Origin of the sequence: Treponema sp., from assembly GCF_045641405.1 — a bacterium.
GTDB lineage: Bacteria > Spirochaetota > Spirochaetia > Treponematales > Treponemataceae > Treponema_D.
Map to the genome: position 1 here is coordinate 103,100 of NZ_JAZUGX010000063.1, position 18,002 is coordinate 121,101.

15 protein-coding genes are annotated in these 18,002 nt (G+C 42.0%); 6 read left to right on the forward strand and 9 right to left on the reverse strand.

Annotated elements, in window-relative coordinates:
- Window positions 1–75: 75 nt before the first annotated feature.
- Window positions 76–297, forward strand: a complete 222-nt coding sequence (locus ACKI39_RS10105; protein ID WP_407400147.1) for a hypothetical protein — start codon at window positions 76–78, stop codon at window positions 295–297.
- Window positions 272–1,027: a class I SAM-dependent methyltransferase gene (locus ACKI39_RS10110; protein ID WP_407400149.1), complete on the forward strand. Its 756-nt coding sequence runs from the start codon at window positions 272–274 to the stop codon at window positions 1,025–1,027. The genes ACKI39_RS10105 and ACKI39_RS10110 overlap by 26 nt, the downstream gene beginning before the upstream one ends.
- A gap of 34 nt (window positions 1,028–1,061) precedes the next feature.
- Here the strand turns inward: ACKI39_RS10110 and ACKI39_RS10115 are convergent, their stop codons facing one another.
- The 4 genes from ACKI39_RS10115 to groL form a co-directional block, all read right to left on the reverse strand.
- Window positions 1,062–2,264, reverse strand: a complete 1,203-nt coding sequence (locus ACKI39_RS10115) for a hypothetical protein (RefSeq protein WP_407400151.1) — start codon at window positions 2,262–2,264, stop codon at window positions 1,062–1,064.
- A 771-nt stretch (window positions 2,265–3,035) separates the two neighbouring features.
- The gene (locus ACKI39_RS10120; RefSeq protein WP_407400153.1) at window positions 3,036–4,772 is read right to left on the reverse strand and encodes an AMP-dependent synthetase/ligase; all 1,737 of its coding nucleotides are present in this window, start codon (window positions 4,770–4,772) and stop codon (window positions 3,036–3,038) included.
- Window positions 4,773–4,781: 9 nt separating this feature from the next.
- Complete coding sequence (locus ACKI39_RS10125) at window positions 4,782–6,716, reverse strand: substrate-binding and GGDEF domain-containing protein (protein ID WP_407400155.1); 1,935 nt, start codon at window positions 6,714–6,716, stop codon at window positions 4,782–4,784.
- Window positions 6,717–6,828: 112 nt separating this feature from the next.
- The gene (gene groL, locus ACKI39_RS10130; RefSeq protein WP_407400157.1) at window positions 6,829–8,457 is read right to left on the reverse strand and encodes a chaperonin GroEL; all 1,629 of its coding nucleotides are present in this window, start codon (window positions 8,455–8,457) and stop codon (window positions 6,829–6,831) included.
- 145 nt (window positions 8,458–8,602) lie between these two features.
- Here groL and ACKI39_RS10135 point away from each other — a divergent pair, with 145 nt between their 5' ends.
- The 3 genes from ACKI39_RS10135 to ACKI39_RS10145 all read left to right on the forward strand — a co-directional run bounded on the left by ACKI39_RS10135 (window position 8,603) and on the right by ACKI39_RS10145 (window position 12,579).
- On the forward strand, window positions 8,603–9,499 hold the full coding sequence (locus ACKI39_RS10135; RefSeq protein ID WP_407400159.1) for a 1-acyl-sn-glycerol-3-phosphate acyltransferase: 897 nt from the start codon (window positions 8,603–8,605) through the stop codon (window positions 9,497–9,499).
- Window positions 9,500–9,590: 91 nt separating this feature from the next.
- A complete protein-coding gene (locus tag ACKI39_RS10140; RefSeq protein ID WP_407400161.1) occupies window positions 9,591–10,997 on the forward strand; it encodes a TP0584 family protein in 1,407 nt (468 codons plus the stop codon).
- 91 nt (window positions 10,998–11,088) lie between these two features.
- Window positions 11,089–12,579 (forward strand): peptide ABC transporter substrate-binding protein, encoded by a 1,491-nt coding sequence (locus ACKI39_RS10145; RefSeq protein WP_407400163.1) that lies wholly within the window; start codon window positions 11,089–11,091, stop codon window positions 12,577–12,579.
- On the opposite strand, the gene ACKI39_RS10150 is transcribed toward ACKI39_RS10145, so the two are convergent.
- The 5 genes from ACKI39_RS10150 to ACKI39_RS10170 form a co-directional block, all read right to left on the reverse strand.
- On the reverse strand, window positions 12,559–13,704 hold the full coding sequence (locus ACKI39_RS10150) for a DUF8086 family protein (RefSeq protein ID WP_407400165.1): 1,146 nt from the start codon (window positions 13,702–13,704) through the stop codon (window positions 12,559–12,561). The two genes, ACKI39_RS10145 and ACKI39_RS10150, sit on opposite strands and share 21 nt — an antisense overlap.
- A gap of 18 nt (window positions 13,705–13,722) precedes the next feature.
- A complete protein-coding gene (locus ACKI39_RS10155; protein WP_407400167.1) occupies window positions 13,723–14,175 on the reverse strand; it encodes a hypothetical protein in 453 nt (150 codons plus the stop codon).
- Between the two features lie 100 nt (window positions 14,176–14,275).
- Window positions 14,276–15,136 carry a mechanosensitive ion channel family protein gene (locus ACKI39_RS10160; protein WP_407400169.1) on the reverse strand — a complete coding sequence of 287 codons (861 nt, stop codon included), beginning with the start codon at window positions 15,134–15,136 and terminating at the stop codon, window positions 14,276–14,278.
- Window positions 15,137–15,172: 36 nt separating this feature from the next.
- Window positions 15,173–16,387, reverse strand: coding sequence for a bifunctional phosphopantothenoylcysteine decarboxylase/phosphopantothenate--cysteine ligase CoaBC (coaBC, locus tag ACKI39_RS10165; RefSeq protein ID WP_407400171.1), 1,215 nt, complete (start codon window positions 16,385–16,387; stop codon window positions 15,173–15,175).
- Window positions 16,353–17,324 (reverse strand): helix-turn-helix transcriptional regulator, encoded by a 972-nt coding sequence (locus ACKI39_RS10170; RefSeq protein WP_407400173.1) that lies wholly within the window; start codon window positions 17,322–17,324, stop codon window positions 16,353–16,355. The genes coaBC and ACKI39_RS10170 overlap by 35 nt, the downstream gene beginning before the upstream one ends.
- 108 nt (window positions 17,325–17,432) lie before the next feature.
- On the opposite strand from ACKI39_RS10170, the gene ACKI39_RS10175 reads away from it, so the two are divergent.
- Window positions 17,433–17,855, forward strand: a complete 423-nt coding sequence (locus ACKI39_RS10175; RefSeq protein ID WP_407400175.1) for a hypothetical protein — start codon at window positions 17,433–17,435, stop codon at window positions 17,853–17,855.
- The last annotated feature ends 147 nt before the right edge of the window (window positions 17,856–18,002 follow it).

The window sequence follows — 18,002 nt, forward strand, 5'->3', positions numbered from 1 at the left end:
ACGCTCAAGCAAATGATACCATAAGGCACTGCATGTTGACTGGTTTCAATAATAAAAAGTATACGGGGGCAAAAAATGAGGATATTTGACTTGCCTGAACTTCAGAAAAATGACCTTTTTGCAGGGAACCTCAGCAACTATTGGCTTTCCTTCAGTTCCTTCAATGTAAATGCAGCAGAACTATCGCATCAGGATCAGGACATCTCAAGGACTAAGGGTGATTTTCAGGAGCACGACACATTCCATCTTATGAAGGAAACACGGGAGCATTATGAACAAGCAGAAAGAATGGTTTGAAAATGAGAGTTTCTGGCTCAACTACGGTCCAATCATGTTTGACGAGCAGCAATGGTCGCAGGCTCATGGCATTGCAGAAAAATGCATTGAGATTACCGAGCTTGAAAAAGGAAGCAGAGTGCTTGATGTCTGCTGTGCCGTCGGAAGAATCAGCGTAGAGCTTGCATCCCTGGGAATGAAAGTAACTGGTGTGGACATTACACAGCCATTTCTGGATGCCGCAAGAGAAAGCGCCGAAGATGAAGGCGTAGAACTGGAGCTGATCAATCACGACATGAGAACTTTCTCCACAAAAAATAAGTTCGATGCCGCGGTCAACATCTACAATTCCTTTGGCTACTGCGACAAAATTGAAGACGACATAAAAATCCTGAAGCAGGTCTATAAGAGCCTCAAGAAAGGCGGAACCTTCATTCTTGAGTGCATAAGCCGCGAATCGGCAATAAAATATTTCACCCCTGGAGAATGGTTTGAAAGAGCAGGCATGACAGTCCTCACAGAATTCAAAGTTGTTGGTGCATGGGAAGGACTAAGCTCAAGATGGATCCTCATAGACAAGGATGGAAAGAAAATCGACCACACTTTCGTGCAGCGGCTTTATTCAGCTGCGGAACTCCGTGACATTCTGATTAAGGAATGCAAATTCAAAAGCGCAGAAGTATACGGGGGATTCAACATGGAACCTTACGACCAGAACTTAAGCACCATGGTGATTGTGGCAAAAAAATAAGTGAAACCTGAAAACGAAAATTTAGATTTTCCCACTAGGACTTTTGGAGCACCTGCCGAATGAGATTGGACTTATCTCTTAAAAGAATTTGCGAGTCAGGAATTTTCTTCAAACCCTCTTCAATAATCTTTAAGGCAGTTTCATAATCCTTTTTATTCATGAAAGGAACCGATTCATTATGATACCTTATGGATTCAGACTTACAGATATCTGCTTTGATCCTTGAGAACTCAGCCTGGGAAATAACCTTTTGCTCATTCAACAATGACATAGCCGAATCAAAACCTTCATTATCATATATCCAATAAGCCTTGTTCTGTATCGTCGCAGATTTTGCCGATGCTACATTCTCCGCAGTAAAAATGTCGCTCTCTTTTTCGATAAACTCAAGAGCCAAATCAAATTGCATGGTTCGGTTAAGTCCCATGACTTTTCTCATCACAGCTGAATCGTAGTTCTGTCTTGCCTCTTTCCCAAGTCTGTATTTCTCATGACATTTTCTTCCAAAAGATATAGCTTCATCTGTATTTCCCCTGCCGTCAATGATTCCTATGGCATTGGTGATGGCAGCCTGAAGCACTCCACTACTTTCCTCATCTCCTCCACATAGCTCATGACATTCTACGGCAAGCTCAAAAGCTTCAAGTGGATTTTTTCTTGACGTCTGGGCAATGCGATTTCTTAAGATAAGAGAAAGAGCGTGGTTGTCATCTATCCGTTTGGGATTTGCATAGTTTCTTGCTGGAACATTGTAATATCCGTTTTTCTTTTCTTTTTTTGTTCCAGGTTCAAAACCGTAAGGATTAGTCGTCTCAACCCGTATCCATCTATCGTCTATAAACACCTCACAGAAGGCATGCTCCTTTGTCTGGATTTCCACACATGGCACATGGGCGATTTTCATGAAATACATATACAGCAAAGATGAGGAAACACAGTTGTATTTCCTGGAATCAAGGAGCACATCCATTCTTGTCTGAGAACTCATGTATGTCCTAAGGCAATTGTCATACATGAACAAAAGAGTTTCCTCTGCGATAATCCTCGATTTTTTTCCATTCATGCATTCAAGATAATTTTCGGTGATGGAATCGACTTTTTCCAGATAAGAAGCAATCAATGAACTGTCAGCTCCAGAAAATTTCAAGGCCCTTTCCATAAAATTTCTAGAATCATTTGCATAAATTGAAGCCAGGTTCAATTCCAGCAGCAACAAAATAAGTGAAAATTTCTTCATAGACTTCCCCCTGGGCGAAAGTGGGCGTGGTAAAAAATATACGCGGAGTACGTGTTCTGACAAAACACGACTTGCAAACGGGCGAAAGCACTTGCTGTCTTAGATGCCGACACCTATCCTAACTTTCGCCCCACGAATCGCGCGAGGCGATTCGTGTATAGTCCCCATAGCAATGGAGTCAGCTTGACATGGTTCTCTGCGGAAGCCTCGCTTAACGAAGCAAGTCAAAAGACTATTTTGTCATAAAAAAAACATGCGGAGTCGGGGTTCGGGTCAAACTGCGACTTGCAAGCGGGCGAAAGCACTTGCTGTCTTAGATGCCGACACCTACCCTAACTTTCGCCCCACGAATCGCGCGAGGCGATTCGTGTATAGTCCCCATAGCAATGGAGTGGCTTTGTCAGGTTACGTACGGGAGCCTCGTTTATCGAAGCAAATCAAAAGACTATTTTGTCATAAAAAAAACATGCGGAGTCGGGGTTCGGGTCAAACTGCGACTTGCAAGCGGGCGAAAGCACCTGCTGTCTTAGATGTCAGCACCTGCCATAACTTTCGCCCCACGAATCGCGCGAGGCGATTCGTGTATAGATCCCATAGCAATGGAGCCAGCTTGACATGGTTCTCTGCGGGAGTCTCGCTTAACGAAGCAAGTCAAAAGACTACTGCAACAAAAAATATACGCGGAGTACGTGTTCTGACAAAACACGACTTGCAAGCGCAGCGCGCACCGGAACAGGCTTGACCCGGTTCTCGACGGAAGCATGTTTTTTTTTATTTTCTACTATATATTCTTTTGACTTTCTGAGTCGTTGTCATTTCCAAGGCTTTTTCCAGTATCGTCACCTTGCTGATCCTTGCGTAAGGCTGAAGCGTCTTGTTGATCTTAGCAACTATTTCATTGATGACACAGGATACTTTTTCCGAATTGCCGTCACTGTCACGCTTAAGTCCAAGCTTTGCAAAAAGTTCATCAGAAGGATAAATAAGGGCTTCTATCTTTTCTGCCTTTGATGCCTTGTCTTCCACATATCCCTGAACCGTAATCTGCGCAATGTCAGTTTCAAGCTGGAAGGCATTTTCAATTTCTTCAGGATAAACATTTTTTCCGCCGTCAGTTACGATCATATTCTTTGCGCGGCCGCAGAGCACAAGATAACCTTCCTTATCTATCTTACCAAGGTCTCCTGTCTTGAAAAATCCGTCTTCAGTAAACACCTTAGCAGTTTCTTCAGGCATGTTGTAGTAGCCCTTGAAAACCATAGGTCCTTTGACGGCAACTTCTCCAACTCCGTTTTCCGCCTTATCGATGATCTTCATTTCCATCCAAGGGAAGAAATACTGACCAACTGATTCAATCTTAAAATGATCTACAGGATTCAATGTTATGATTGGACTTGTTTCTGTAAGTCCGTATCCCTGAACAAAGTCAATTCCCATTTCGTTATAGATTTTGAAAACGCTTGATGCAAGAGGACCACCACCACAAATTGCTATACGAAGTGAATAAATATTAGCCTGTTCAAGGACAGCCTTAAAAAGTTTTTTTCCTGGATTCTTTCCAGTAAGCTTTTTGATGATGTAGGACATCTCGAGCATAACTTTTATCACGCCATATACAACAGGTCCCTTGGCTTTGATTCCTTTCATGATTCCTGCAAGAAGCTTATTGAAAAGCAGAGGAACACCAAGAAGCATGGTTATCTGTCCTTCCTTCAGTTCCTTCATAAGCCTTGTGACTGCCATTGATTTTCCATAGACGATCTCAGCTCCTACAGAAAGGGACTCAATGAAAACAGCCTGCATGGTGTATGCATGATGTATAGGAAGAAGAGCATAGAAGACATCCTTTTCATTCAAGTACATTCTTGTCTGTGCAATATATGTATCAGAAACAAGATTTTTATGGGTAAGCATTACACCCTTTGGATTTCCAGTTGTTCCGCTTGTAAAAAGGATGACCGCAAGATCGTCCTCCGCGTTGGCATGGCTGTTCACTTCGGATTCAGCCTTAAGGTTGTACACATAGGTGTCATCAAATTTAGGATTGAGGGAACAGGTTTTGAATTCAAAATTTCCTGCTTCAAAGTGGCTGTACTTTTCTTCATCTACAAAGAAGAATTTAGGTTTTGCGGTAGAAAGAAGATTTTCCATTTCTTTCTCGTGAAGAGCATAGTCAATAGGACAAACTACTGCTCCAGTGAACATACCAGCAAGAAAAACAGTTCCCCATTCAGGAGAATTCTTCCCGGAAACAGCAATGCGGTCACCCTTTACAACACCATTCTTTTTAAGCCAGCAAGCAAGGGCGAGCACATTATCCCTTACCTGGGAATATGTAAGAGTCTGCTTGCTTCCTCCAGGTCCTTCAAAATCAGTAAAACAAGGGCGTTCTGGAAATCTTGATGCAGTGATGCTGAACATCTCTGGGACTGTAGGCCACTCCCCGTCAAAATCTTTTCCCCTGTAGGAATCCAAAAACTTCCATGGTTTTTCAAGTGCTTTTGCCATATCCGCTCCTTATTTTCTATTGGCTTTATGTTTTTCTTTTTCTTTATATTGCTCAATGTCCGCCAGTTTTAAAAGCTTGGAAAGATCATTGTTGTTTCTGTTGAAGGATACAGCACCAAGACTTATGGACAGCGTAAATTCTTCATTTGAAGATTCATTCCATTCATTGCAGAGATCCGCCAAACGTTTTTTAAGCTTATCGAACATCTCAAAAGAAAGTGCAATGGAAAGGATGGCGAATTCATCACCACCAAGACGACCTATCGTATCTGCCTCACGGAATGCCTTCTTCAAAAGCTGAACCTCTGCCAGGATTGCCCTGTCACCAGCATCATGACCATAGGTATCATTTATTCTCTTTAAACCGTCAATATCTCCGAAAATGACAAGTCCTGTTTTCTTTGCATCGATTGCGGCCTTAAGTTCATTCTGAGCAACCTTCATGAAACCTCGGCGATTGAAAATTCCAGTAAGCTCATCAGTAAACGAAAGGATTGAAAGGTCGTTGTTTGTCTTTGTCAATGTCAGGTTCTCTGCCCGTCGTCTTGAAACTTCAAAGGCGGAACAGATGGATTTTGCAATGACAGAACAGAAAAGAGTATAGATGAATGGCTCCAAGTCCCCAAGCTTTACAACAAGATAACCATAGAGATATTCACCGTGATAAAGGGACATTACAGTGTTGTGACCTTTCAGAAAATCAAAGAAATAATCTGGAAGAAGAATATTCTCACAATCAAAGAATAGGTCTGGATCATAGTTGAAGTTATGGGATTCCTCATCGAAAGCAAAGTAGACCCTTGCCTTGTTTGGAGCTGTATTCATCTTCTGTGCTGTCTGTTTTATCGGTTGCTTGTAAAGACAGATTGCAGCCTTGGAAATTCCCAAAGAAGAAAAATCGTCACGAAGATTGTGGGTCAGTTCATCAAGAGAAAGATTTCCCTGAAGTCTGTTTACATGGTACTGAACCTTCTGTATCTGCTCCTGAACCGCAAGATATCTGAGGGTTGCGTTGAAGGATATGGCACTTGTGTTTTTGGTAAATCGACCATTCGTGTCCACAGAATTGTTCACGCCATCGCTTTTCTTTATGCAGCCGCAGGATTGCCTCATAAGGCAGGAAGTTTCAACTGTAGTTACTGCAGGAATTTTTTCTCCCATGATCTGATTCCACAGAACCTGAGCACTCAATTCTCCCTGCTCAAAGACATGCTGATTCACTGATGAAAGAGTCGGTTTAGAAGACTTTGCGATTGAAGTATCATCGAATCCTGTTACTATCACATCATCAGGTACAGAAAGTCCCATCTTTTCAAGTCCAGAAATGACACCATACGCCATCTCATCAGTAACACAGACAACAGCACCAAAATTCTTGCCAAATTTATTTATATATTCAACGACTGCATTTTCTGCGGAATAAAATGTATAGTCACCGTGAATGATATTTCTTGAAGGGAAAGTGAGGGAATGCTTTTTGAGAACGTTCTTAAAAATCTGAAGTCGCCTTTTTATCTCGGCGCTGTCCGTCCTAGTTGTAAGGAAAAGGAATTTTTCAACACCATGCTTCTCGACAAGATGTTCAACAAGATCACAGAAACCTTTGTCAGGATTTTCAATCAGAGATGGGATTCCCGGAACCTTTACATTGACTGAAACAACAGGCAAAGGCAAGAAGGATCTTACGATAGATCTGATTTCTTCTGTCGTAACATAATGGCAGATGGTACCAGAAAGAATGATGGCACCATCAAGATTCATTTCATTTACAAATTTCACGAGATACCAGTCATGATATCCAAAATCTGCAGGCTGCCAGTTAGGAGCTCCGGTAACGAACACAAGCAGATCTATGTTATGGACGCCACAATACTTCTTTACGCCATTGATGAATTGATAAAAATACTCATTGTTGCTGCCATAAATTACAAGTCCGATTCTCATATCTTAATTATACCCCATGTTCATTTCATATACCACAAAAATAAAAAAGACCCCCGTTGTAAATACGAGGGTCCAAAAATCTAGGTATAGAACCTGAAATAAGTATTATCGATTAATACATTCCGCCCATATCTGGAGCAGGAGCTGCTACAGGAGCTGGAGGTTCTGGAATGTCTGTGATTGCACATTCTGTTGTAAGGAGCATTCCAGCAACAGAGGCAGCATTCTGAAGAGCACAGCGTGTAACCTTTGCAGGGTCGATGATACCGGCAGCCATCATGTCCACCCATTCACCGGAAGCGGCATTGTATCCAACACCAGTTTCTGCACTCTTTGCCTTGTCAGCGATAACTGCACCGTCAACGCCAGCATTTTCTGCAATCTGGCGGATTGGTTCTTCAAGGGCACGCTTGATGATGTCGAAACCAACCTTTTCGTCTCCTACAAGATTTGCCTTTGATTCATCGAGAGCCTTTACAGCCTGGATGAGGGCAATTCCACCACCACACACGATACCTTCTTCAAGGGCAGCGCGGGTAGCAGCAAGTGTATCTTCTACGCGGAACTTCTTTTCCTTCATTTCTGTTTCTGTAATTGCACCGATTTCGATTACTGCAACACCACCAGAAAGCTTTGCAAGACGTTCCTTAAGCTTTTCCTTGTCGTAGTCAGATGTAGACTTTTCTACCTGAGTCTTGATTTCGTTTACGCGGTCAGCGATGGCAGCCTTGTCACCGTTTCCGTCAACGATTGTTGTATTATCTTTGTCGATCTTTACAGACTTAGCTGTACCAAGATCTTCAAGTTCTGTTGCCTCAAGCTTGAGTCCTACTGCCTTTGAGATTACCTTTCCGCCTGTAAGGATGGCGATATCCTGAAGCATTTCCTTACGTCTGTCGCCGAATCCAGGAGCCTTTACAGCACAGCACTTGAGGGCACCACGGATTGAGTTTACAACCAAAGTAGTAAGGGCTTCACCGTCAACATCTTCTGCGATGATGATGATTGGGCGTCCTGTCTGAGCTACCTTTTCAAGAACTGGAAGAAGGTCCTTCATTGTGCTGATCTTTTCATCATAGATGAGGATGAATGGATTTTCGTATGAACATTCCATTCTTTCGCGGTCATTGATGAAGTAAGCGTTGATGTATCCACGGTCAAACTGCATACCTTCTACTGTCTTTACAGTTGTATCCATATTCTTTGATTCTTCAACTGTGATGACGCCGTCCTTGCCAACCTTTTCGATTGCTTCTGCAAGGATCTTACCGATTTCAGGGTCGTTGTTTGCAGAGATTGTTGCAACATGAGTAATGTCGTCGTTACCCTTTACAGCACGGGAATTCTTCTTGATTTCTTCAACTGCCTGAGCTGTAGCCTTGTCGATACCGCGCTTGATTCCGATTGGAGTCATACCTGCAGAAACCTGCTTGAGGCCTTCACGAACGATGGCATAGGCAAGTACCGTAGCTGTAGTAGTTCCGTCTCCTGCAACATCATTTGTCTTTGAGGAAACTTCACGAACAAGCTGAGCTCCCATGTTTTCAAATGGATCCTTAAGTTCAACTTCCTTAGCAACAGAAACACCGTCTTTTGTAATTGTTGGAGCACCGTATTTTTTGTCCAGCATTACAAGGCGGCCACGTGGACCGAGAGTAACCTTAACTGCCTTTGCAATCTGCTCAACTCCAGAAAGCATCTTCTTGCGTGCGTCTTCACCGTAAACTAACTGTTTAGCCATTTTTATCTCCAAAAAAATAATTTAATAGATTGATTGTGTATAAAGATAATAAAAAAATGAAAAATCGACAACATTTTTCTGATAATTGACAGTTAAAAATGCTACTCTTATAATAGAAAAATACACCTTATTTTGGAGTACAATGATGGAAATCAACACAATTCGCAGTATGTATGGACCTTATTTCAAGCAGTTGGCAGGAAATTCAGTGGCAGCGGCAAAAATCGACGCTACAAATGTATATCAACCAGCAAACGAAAAGAACAGGGTTCTCATAGACAAACTGGTTTCGGATAATATTCTTCCAGAAAGCCACATCGGCGCTGAAGAAAACTTCCTTGACTTCTACAATCAGATAAAAGAGGGTAAAAGTGGTCTCATCCTTATGGAGCATTATGCAAACACAGACCTACCTGCCCTCATGTACATGCTCGAGCACAACGGCAAGGAAGAACTTGCAGACCTTTCAAAGAGAATCGTTGCCATCGCTGGAATGAAGCTGAATGAGGATGATCCTATCGTCCGCGCATTTGCAGAAAGCTTTACACGCGTAGTAATCTACCCTACACGCAGCCTTGATAAGGCAGCCCAGAACGTTTCTGAAGAAGAAGCAAAGGAAGAGGAGATGAAGGCTCGCAAGATCAATCTTGCAGCAATGCACGCAATGGATGACTGTAAGCGTCGAGGTGAAGTAATCCTTGTATTCCCATCAGGAACACGCTATAGACCTGGACATCCAGAAACAAAGCGTGGTCTCCGTGAGATCGACAGCTACCTCCGTCTTTTTGACATCGCAATCCTCGTAAGCATAAACGGATCGATCCTCCAGATTCAGGACGGCAAGGAAGACATGCTTTCAGACATCGTCTGCAAGGACAAAATGATCTTTACTGCAAGTCCTGTAATCCAGTGCAAGCAGTTCCGTAAAGATTATCTTGCAACACTTCCTGCTGACGATCCTGATCCAAAGCAGAAGGTCATCGACCGCGTAATGCAGATTCTTGAAGAACAGCACGACGAGGTAGAAAAGACAAGGCTTTAAGGCCGTAAAAAAAATCGTTAAGCTCTGCCATTATTCTTACCGATACTTGAAATATAGAAGTAGATTTCACTTTTTTTTAATTGGATAGAATATGGCAGAGAACGAATCATTCAACACAAAAATCATCATGGCAGGTGCTGACCGCGAGCAATGGTACAACAGCACTCAGCTTCCTAAGATTCAGGACGACTACAGGCTTCACCTTTCTTGTGTCCGAAACATATTTGAAGCCCTTGTAAGACGCGGTCTCATTACGCCTGATCCATACAAGAAAGACAACAAGGTCACTTCAATCCAATGTCCTGACACGGAACCCTTCAGCGACAACGAACGTTCTCAGGTTCTTGGAATCCGATTAAGCAATTACGAGAGCGTAATAGACTATGTATGCAACTACATGAGGTTCTCCGTTGAAATGCTCAACATTGAGACGATCAAGAAAATGCTTGAACTCAATAATGTATTTACATGGAGCAATCTTTCCCTCAATTCAACAAGATCGAACACCAGATCACTTGCCAGCGCAATCAATGAACTCAAAAACAATGCAGACCAGTTGACTGTCAGCATGATCAAGGACAACACCCTTAAGACTCAGAACGCCATATCGGAGATCAACAACGTCCTCAAGGGGCTTGCTGAATTCCAGAAGGAACGCTATAAGCTTGATATCAGAAAGAACATTCTGGAAAATTCCTCTTTCGATAAAGGCAAGGCATACGCATCTCCACAGGGAATGACAACAGAAATCAGAAGGCTTTTCCCTTCCTGCATGGCAAAGCGTCCTTTAAGCAATGAACTTATTGCAGAGGTCGTAGCGGAAGAAACTGCCCCAAACAAGGCAGAGCTTCAGGCAGCGCTTCTTGCAAAGATAAATGTAAAAGAAGAAACATCCGAATCTAAGATCCAGAAAGTAGACACACACGCCATCCTTATGGAAGCATTACGTCTGGTTGGAACAACCTATGATTCATACAAGGTCATATATGATAAGATTGTCGCAAATCACGATGTCCTGCAAAGCGGAAAAAAATCTATCAAGGAAAAACTATTGAAGCTTCTTAGATCTTTCTTTGGTCTTGAAGAACCAAAGGTAGACTATGAAGTGTTCCTCACGGACAAGAAAACTGAAACAAAGAAAAAGGAAATCGTTCACTACAATGATTTCTCAGCAGGTCTCCTTAAGAGAGTCAAGATTTATTCGGCATTTGCGGTGAAGGATACTCCCGGATACAACAAAATTTCCCAGCAGAAGGACGAAGCCATCCTTGAATACCTGAATAAACAGATTACAGAAAACAACCATCTCTTTGCCCTTGTCATTGCCCTGGATGAATACTTTAAGAACCATGTCGATATGGTGGATCGAGCAAAGATCAAGGGTTGCAGCATGGAACTTACAACAATAAAGAACATTCTTGTAAAGGCAAACCAGCAGAGAAGCGACTATGTTGCCTACGCTGAAGAAGCTGAACAGATGAAAAAACTTGGAATCTAAGGATTCCATTCGGAGTAACAAATTGAAGAAAAAAATCATTTTTTCAGTGGTCCTAGCTTTGGTGAAGGCCACTATTTTTTTTGCTCAGGAAATGTCCGAGCAAAGAGAAGTTAATATAGCCGTATCGAACCACACCTATAATTTAAATCCTTTTACGGCATCATACTCATCGGAAGCACAGCTTTTTACAGGACTTCATGAAGGGCTTTTTTCCTATGATCCAGTCTCCTTGGCTCCACTACCAGCCATCTGCAAATCCTACAAAATCTCAAGGGACAAGAAACGCTGGACTCTAACCTTGCGCGAAAACGCAAAATTCAGCGATGGAAGTCCAATAAAAGCAAATGATGTCAGAGATTCCTTCATCAGACTTCTTGGAACAAAGGGTGCACCATTTGCTTCCCTGATCGACAACATTGCAGGTGCACAGGAATTCCGTGAAGGCAAGGGAAAAGCAGAGGATGTCAAGATTGACGTACGCGACGACTACACAATAGTAATCCGACTAAAGGAACCGATGGGACATCTTCCAAAAATTCTATGCCATCATTCCTTCAGCATAGTTAATCCAGATGCAAAGGTTTTCAGCGGTCCATTCGTTCTTGAGAAGATAGATGGATCTGAAATCATCCTCAAGAAAAACAATAACTATTGGGATGCAGAAAAAGTAAAGATTCCTGGAATCAACTTTACGATCAGCGACGACTACCCAGAAAATTCATTCAAATACAATACAGGAAAACTCGACTGGGTCAGTGGAAACGCAGACTTTTCAAAGATCATCAACAAGTCAAATCTTCAGATGAGCGCTGAATTCGGAACCGTATATCTTTTCTTCAAGATGCAGAACTATCCGTGGACTCAAGCAGAATTCCGCAACGCCCTCATAGAAGCAATTCCTTATGATGAACTGAGAAAAGATTTCAGCATTCAGGCGGAAACCCTTGTGAATCCATTGCCAGGCTATCCAAAGGTTACAGGCATCGGAGACTGGGATCCTGTAGATGCAAAAGAAATGATGAAGACTGCAAGAAAAAGATATGGAATCGGAGAAGACGAAAAGCTTCAAATCGTATTTGCAGTCATCACTGGTGACGAGCACTTGAAAAAATGGGGAGAACTTCTGAAAAAAGCTTGGGAACCACTGGGCGTTGAACTTACGATGCAGAACACAACCGTTGAACGCTACAACATCTCAATTCCGCAGTGGAATGCAGATATTTTCTATTATTCATGGATCGGAGATTTTGCAGACCCTCTTGCTTTCCTAGAATTATTCCGCGGACATTCATCCCTCAACTATTCAAAATGGAAGAACGATGAATACGACAATCTTCTTCTTGAATCCTCAAGAATGGACAGCATAGAGGAACAGTACAGGCTCATGTCAAAAGCAGAACAGATCCTTATCGATGACGGTATGCTCATTCCTGTGTCGCATCCTGTAAGCGCACATCTCATAGATTTGGAGACGATAGGAGGATGGAAGGCAAACGTCCTGGACATCCATCCGCTCAAGTACCTCTATATCAAGGAACCTCCAAAGAAAAAGATTCCAAACCTAGTTGATTACAGCCTTTAAATCGACAGCGATAAAACCAGCTCTACCAGTCTTAAAGAAGGAACTTTCTTCCCAGGCAACGTAGAGCGTATTTCCAGAAACTGCCTCTTCTCCATAAGTAAATCCAGAAGGCAGCAGAGGCAACCTGAAGGCACAGCATACCTTGTCTTCACAAAGTCTTTTTACATAGGTTGTTCCATCAGAGAACACCGCAACACTGTAACCGCTGTCTGGAGAAACTCCTCCATGGGCATTGAGCATAAAAGCAGTTGCTCCCATCTGACAATAGCTTATAGGTGATGTACCTGAAAAATCACGCCATGAAACATAGAAAGCATATTCATCAGGAATAGACGACAGCAGCTTCTTAAGCTCATCTGGTGCAGCATCAAGCAGCTTAGGCATATTCTTTTTCTTGTAGTCATCTTCAGAGATTGAATTAAAAAGGAAGGTCTCCTGCCCCATAGCTGGATTCAAATCAGCAAGGGCAACAAGAGGCTGCCAGTCAAAGAAAGAAAATTCCACACCAGCGCCTGACATCTTTTTTGATGCACAGGCCCATGTATTTCCGTTCCAGAAAAATCCTGAGATCTGATCTTCATCACCCAGCTTTAAATTGCCATATGAAACCAAAGGATAAAAAACCTTCGATGACGGATTGAATTCAACCAGAAAAGGTCTCGACTGATGCAAAGAGCTGCGGGCATCAAGATTCTCATTGAAAAAAGTACTTCTAAATAGATAGAATACAGGCATTCCTCCAGAAAAGACCATTGAATCCACAGTATCGTTCATAAAGATTGAATCATCCCTATAGAAATCAATCCTGTCATTTGCAAATGCAAGAAGACCTCTTTTGTTTACAAGCGCATAGGCATCATAAGGTCCTTTGGGTCCACCATCTTTGGAAGGAATGACACTACCTGCGCTGGAAATTCTTACTGATTCAGTCCAAGGTCTTTCCACAACAGCCTTTGCATTCTGCGGCAAGTCTATTTTTTCAAAACCAGTTTCATTGAAGGCATACCAGGTATGGCTTTTTACAGTTTCAAATTCACCAAAATGGCTGGAATTGATTTCCCTGTTTTTAGCACATGACCCAAACAAAATAGTAAAAGCGGCAGAAACAAGCAGTATCTTTTTCATTCTTCTATTGTATCGGTTTCATCTTGATTTTTCTATCTTCAGGTCACTTTTTCTAAAGGTACCTTTCGCTATCTTTCGCATCACGGATTCTTTGTTGACCTTCCATATATTCTCTCCAAGTACCTCGCAATCCTCCTCAAAGCGTTTCCAGTTGAAGGTTGAAAGGCAATACATTTTTTCCTCCTCAGAATTCACAGAAGAAAGGATAAGTGAATAAAGTACCTGTGCTGGGAAAACATGGAATTCAGACAGTTCAGAATCAAAAGGATATATGGCTCCAAATTCCACACTGGAAATTTCAGAACGGACAATTACAGCAGTAGGTTCATTCTTTACGACGCTTAAGACAAAATCGTTTCCGTTGAAAACAAAAGGTTCACAGCAGGAAGAAAAAACCTTCCATGAAGAAGATTCAGGCAGAGTAAACCGGATATCCTCGTGTACTGAAAAACGGCTGCAGGAAAACAGCATGGAACACAGACCAAACAAAAAAAATCGGCGGCAACATAACAGGCATCTCATACCTATTATATAACCGCCGAAATAACAAAAAGCGTCTGTTTCAGGAAAACTATTTGAGAATCTTTACATCGTAATGTGTATAAGGGATCTCGATACCCTGTTCACGGCATGTATTGACTATGGCTGTGTACATCTGGTTCTTTGCAGAAATAAGGTCGCTGCTGTTGAACCAGACAGCAATTTTGATTGTGATTGCATCACCGAATCCGTCAAAGTAGGCGCAAGGAGCTGGATCCTGAAGAACACAAGAACACTTTCCTGGAATTGACTGTGCAACTTCAAGAGCTTTTTCCATATTCGAATCATAGCTTACTGGCATTTCAAATACGAAACGACGGATATCGTAGTGGTTAAAATTTACAAGGTTACTGTTGATTACGGAACTGTTTGGAATACGAACCATCTGGTTGTCCAAAGTATGAACTCTAACGCTCAAAAGACCAACGCTGTCTACAGTACCAAATACATCACCTACCTGAATGAAGTCACCAACCTTCATTGCCTTTTCGCTAAGGACAAAAACACCACTGATAAGGTTGCTTACACTAGTCTGTGCAGCAAAACCAAGTGCAAGACCAGCTACTCCTGCTGCTCCCCAGATTGCCTTAAGGTTAATGCCGAAAAGACTCAAAATGTACATAACGATGATTACATAGAAAATGTAACTTACAAATTTATTGATAAGCATGTATGTATGCTTTTCAACACGTGGAGCAGCCTGCTTCTTGATAATGTGCTTAATGATTCTGTAAATAATATAGAACACAAGCACAGAAATAAAAGCAACAACAACCTTCATAAGGTTGCCCCAGGTAAGATATGCCATCAACTCATCAAGATGAAGCATAGTCTTTGTCTGAGCAGCAACTTCAGTTACTGATTCAACAACTTTTTCTTCAACACCATCCATAATAAAAACCTCCGAATTATGGTAATTAATTTATTTTTACTTTTTCAATTCAATAATGAAATCCAGGATGCGGACCGCAACTTCATCCTTTGAAAGAACTGGCAGCTCCACCTCCTTATCCTTGGTGATCATCGTGATCACGTTGGTGTCGACATTAAAACCAGCCCCCTCAGTCTTAAGGTTGTTGGCACATATCATGTCAATGTTTTTCTTTGCAAGTTTCGCACGGCTGTTCTCAAGCATATTCTGAGTTTCCATTGAAAATCCACAGAGTATCTGTCCAGGCTTTCTGTTCTTTCCGAGCCACGCAAGTATGTCATCGGTACGCTCAAGCTCAATGGAAAGTTCACCATCATGCTTCTTTACCTTTTCATCGCTGACATTTTTAGGTCTATAATCTGCAACGGCTGCAGCCTTTATGATCATGTCGGCTTCTGCAAAGTTTTCCTTCACCGCCTCAAACATCTGTGCTGCTGACTTCACGTTTACAAGTTCAACCCCAACAGGTGCTGCAATATTGACAGGACCAGACACAAGAGTGACCTTGGCTCCACGGCGCATGGCAATTCTTGCAATTGAATATCCCATCTTTCCACTTGAATGGTTTGTGATGAATCGGACAGGATCCATTGCCTCCATCGTCGGACCAGCAGTCACAAGGATTTTTTTTCCATCAAGGTCTTTTTCAAACTGAATTTTATTGAGGATACATTCAAAAAGATGTTCAGGCTCTGGCATCTTTCCTTTCCCTGTATCACCACAGGCAAGATATCCTGATGTAGGCTCTATTATTTCATATCCATAGTGACGGCATTTTTCAAGATTATCCTGAGTAACTGGGTTTTCATACATGGCCGTATTCATGGCTGGAGAAATCATCTTTGGGCATCTTGCGGCAAGGAAGGTGGTCGTAAGCATGTCGTCAGCAAGACCATTTGCAACCTTGGCAATGACATTTGCTGTAGCAGGAGCAATGACAAAAAGATCTGCTTTCTGAGCGATGGAAACATGGGTCGCCTTGAATTCGAAATCACGGTCAAAGGTATCCACTAGGCACTTGTTTCCCGTAAGAGTTTCAAACGCAATTGGATTTATTATGTTGGTCGCATTTTTTGTCATGAGCACATGCACCTCTGCCCCGCTCTTAACAAGCATACTGACAAGGGAGGCTGATTTATATGCGGCAATACTTCCACTCACACCAACAAGGACGGTTTTATTTTTCAACACTTTCTTTTTTTCCTTTTTCAAGCAGTGCATGATATTCTGCATCTGCATCAATATTTACATCTGGATTCCTAGAATCCTTGAAATTCCTGTACTTAAGCGGAGTCATGTTCTTATAGCGGTGAAATATTTTTATGAAATAGCTAAAGTCATTGAATCCACATTTCAGCGCAATATCCTGAAGCTTATCATCAGTTTCCCGTATCATAGCACAAGATCTGTTTATCCTGAACCAGTTGAGGTATTCCACGGGAGCACGGTTTGTCATTTCCTTGAAAACACGGCAAAAATATTTAGGACTGAATCCAGCGGCTTCTGCCAGATCCTCAAGGGTAATGTTGTTCATATAGTTCTTCTTGATATGCTCAAAAACAAGTTCAAGCTTCTCGTTTCTGACCCTTGCTTTTGCAGGAAGAACCTTTCTTTCTGAATACAGCCTGTACTTCTTTATGAGTCCAAAAAGCAAGATGAGATAGCCAGTTGAGATCGCCTCCCACCCATCCTTCTGATCACGGATAGTCTCAAAAAAGGAATCCGCAATCCTGGAAATTTCCTTATGTTCATTTAATCTATAGACACTTTCAATGCATATGGTTCCATTCACAACTTCTGAAACAAAAGAATCCGAGCTGAACCCATGAAGACGCATAAGCTCAATATCAAAGACCGCAGATTCATATTTTCCAACACCCTTGTCTGGAGCATCACCATGGACGACCTTACCTGCAACTATGCAAAGGTCCCCCTCCTCAAGAAGTTCCTCATGATCATTGATAAAAATCCTATAGCTTCCAGCGACCACATGAATCATCTCAAATTCCATATGCCAGTGAAGCCAAAGGTCATAAAAGGGATTTGCTGTATTGCAGTAATTGTACTGAAGAGGAAACAGAACGGTTCCCCTCTGCTGAGACTCTTTGACAGGTGTTTTCTGTTTTTTAGTTTCAGATACTTTTGTCATATTTTACGGCTCCGATATAGAAATAATTATAACTTCACAATGAAAAAAATTCAATTTTTGACAGACAGGCGGTTTGCAAAATTCTGACATGCACTCTATACTGAATATATGTTCTATATCATCGGTGCGTTGGCACTCATACTAATAATCTGGTTACTTAACTTCTATATAAATAAACAGGCATATAAAGAAGAAAACGAACGAAAAAAGCTCCAGCAGAAAAGAAATGAGGCTGCAAAAAAAGGACTTCTTGTATCCTGTCCTCTATGCAACACTATGCTTCTTCCAGGAGAGGATCTTGTGAGCCGTGTCTACCGTCCAATGAATGTTCCAGACCAGTTATGCACCATCAACGGATGCCCCCACTGCTACCCTTCTCCAGAGCCAGGCTTAAAAAGAATATGTCCCGTCTGTCATAAAACCGTTCCATTGAAGAACGGCCATCTAGTAGCCCGCCTCTTCAACAAAAACGACGGTAAGAAACACGTAATCGTAACAGGATGCACAGAATGTTCTAAGGGTGCTAAGTAAAAACCGTCGAGTTTTCGCCAGAAAACTTGAGAGGAAACGCCTGTTTCCTCCATGCACAGAATGTTCTAAGGGGGTTAAATAAGCGATTTATGCCCTTTCTGAAGAAAAAAAACTCAAAAATCTTTAAAAATTCCTGCTTTTTTTGCT

What these genes read in the sequence shown, in the direction of transcription:
- ACKI39_RS10105 (WP_407400147.1), top strand. Translation starts at nt 76, where the DNA reads ATGAGGATATTTGACTTGCCTGAACTTCAGAAAAATGACCTTTTTGCA.
- ACKI39_RS10110 (WP_407400149.1), top strand. Translation starts at nt 272, where the DNA reads ATGAACAAGCAGAAAGAATGGTTTGAAAATGAGAGTTTCTGGCTCAAC.
- ACKI39_RS10115 (WP_407400151.1), bottom strand. Translation starts at nt 2,264, where the DNA reads ATGAAGAAATTTTCACTTATTTTGTTGCTGCTGGAATTGAACCTGGCT.
- ACKI39_RS10120 (WP_407400153.1), bottom strand. Translation starts at nt 4,772, where the DNA reads ATGGCAAAAGCACTTGAAAAACCATGGAAGTTTTTGGATTCCTACAGG.
- ACKI39_RS10125 (WP_407400155.1), bottom strand. Translation starts at nt 6,716, where the DNA reads ATGAGAATCGGACTTGTAATTTATGGCAGCAACAATGAGTATTTTTAT.
- groL (WP_407400157.1), bottom strand. Translation starts at nt 8,457, where the DNA reads ATGGCTAAACAGTTAGTTTACGGTGAAGACGCACGCAAGAAGATGCTT.
- ACKI39_RS10135 (WP_407400159.1), top strand. Translation starts at nt 8,603, where the DNA reads ATGGAAATCAACACAATTCGCAGTATGTATGGACCTTATTTCAAGCAG.
- ACKI39_RS10140 (WP_407400161.1), top strand. Translation starts at nt 9,591, where the DNA reads ATGGCAGAGAACGAATCATTCAACACAAAAATCATCATGGCAGGTGCT.
- ACKI39_RS10145 (WP_407400163.1), top strand. Translation starts at nt 11,089, where the DNA reads ATGTCCGAGCAAAGAGAAGTTAATATAGCCGTATCGAACCACACCTAT.
- ACKI39_RS10150 (WP_407400165.1), bottom strand. Translation starts at nt 13,704, where the DNA reads ATGAAAAAGATACTGCTTGTTTCTGCCGCTTTTACTATTTTGTTTGGG.
- ACKI39_RS10155 (WP_407400167.1), bottom strand. Translation starts at nt 14,175, where the DNA reads ATGCTGTTTTCCTGCAGCCGTTTTTCAGTACACGAGGATATCCGGTTT.
- ACKI39_RS10160 (WP_407400169.1), bottom strand. Translation starts at nt 15,136, where the DNA reads ATGGATGGTGTTGAAGAAAAAGTTGTTGAATCAGTAACTGAAGTTGCT.
- ACKI39_RS10170 (WP_407400173.1), bottom strand. Translation starts at nt 17,324, where the DNA reads ATGACAAAAGTATCTGAAACTAAAAAACAGAAAACACCTGTCAAAGAG.
- ACKI39_RS10175 (WP_407400175.1), top strand. Translation starts at nt 17,433, where the DNA reads ATGTTCTATATCATCGGTGCGTTGGCACTCATACTAATAATCTGGTTA.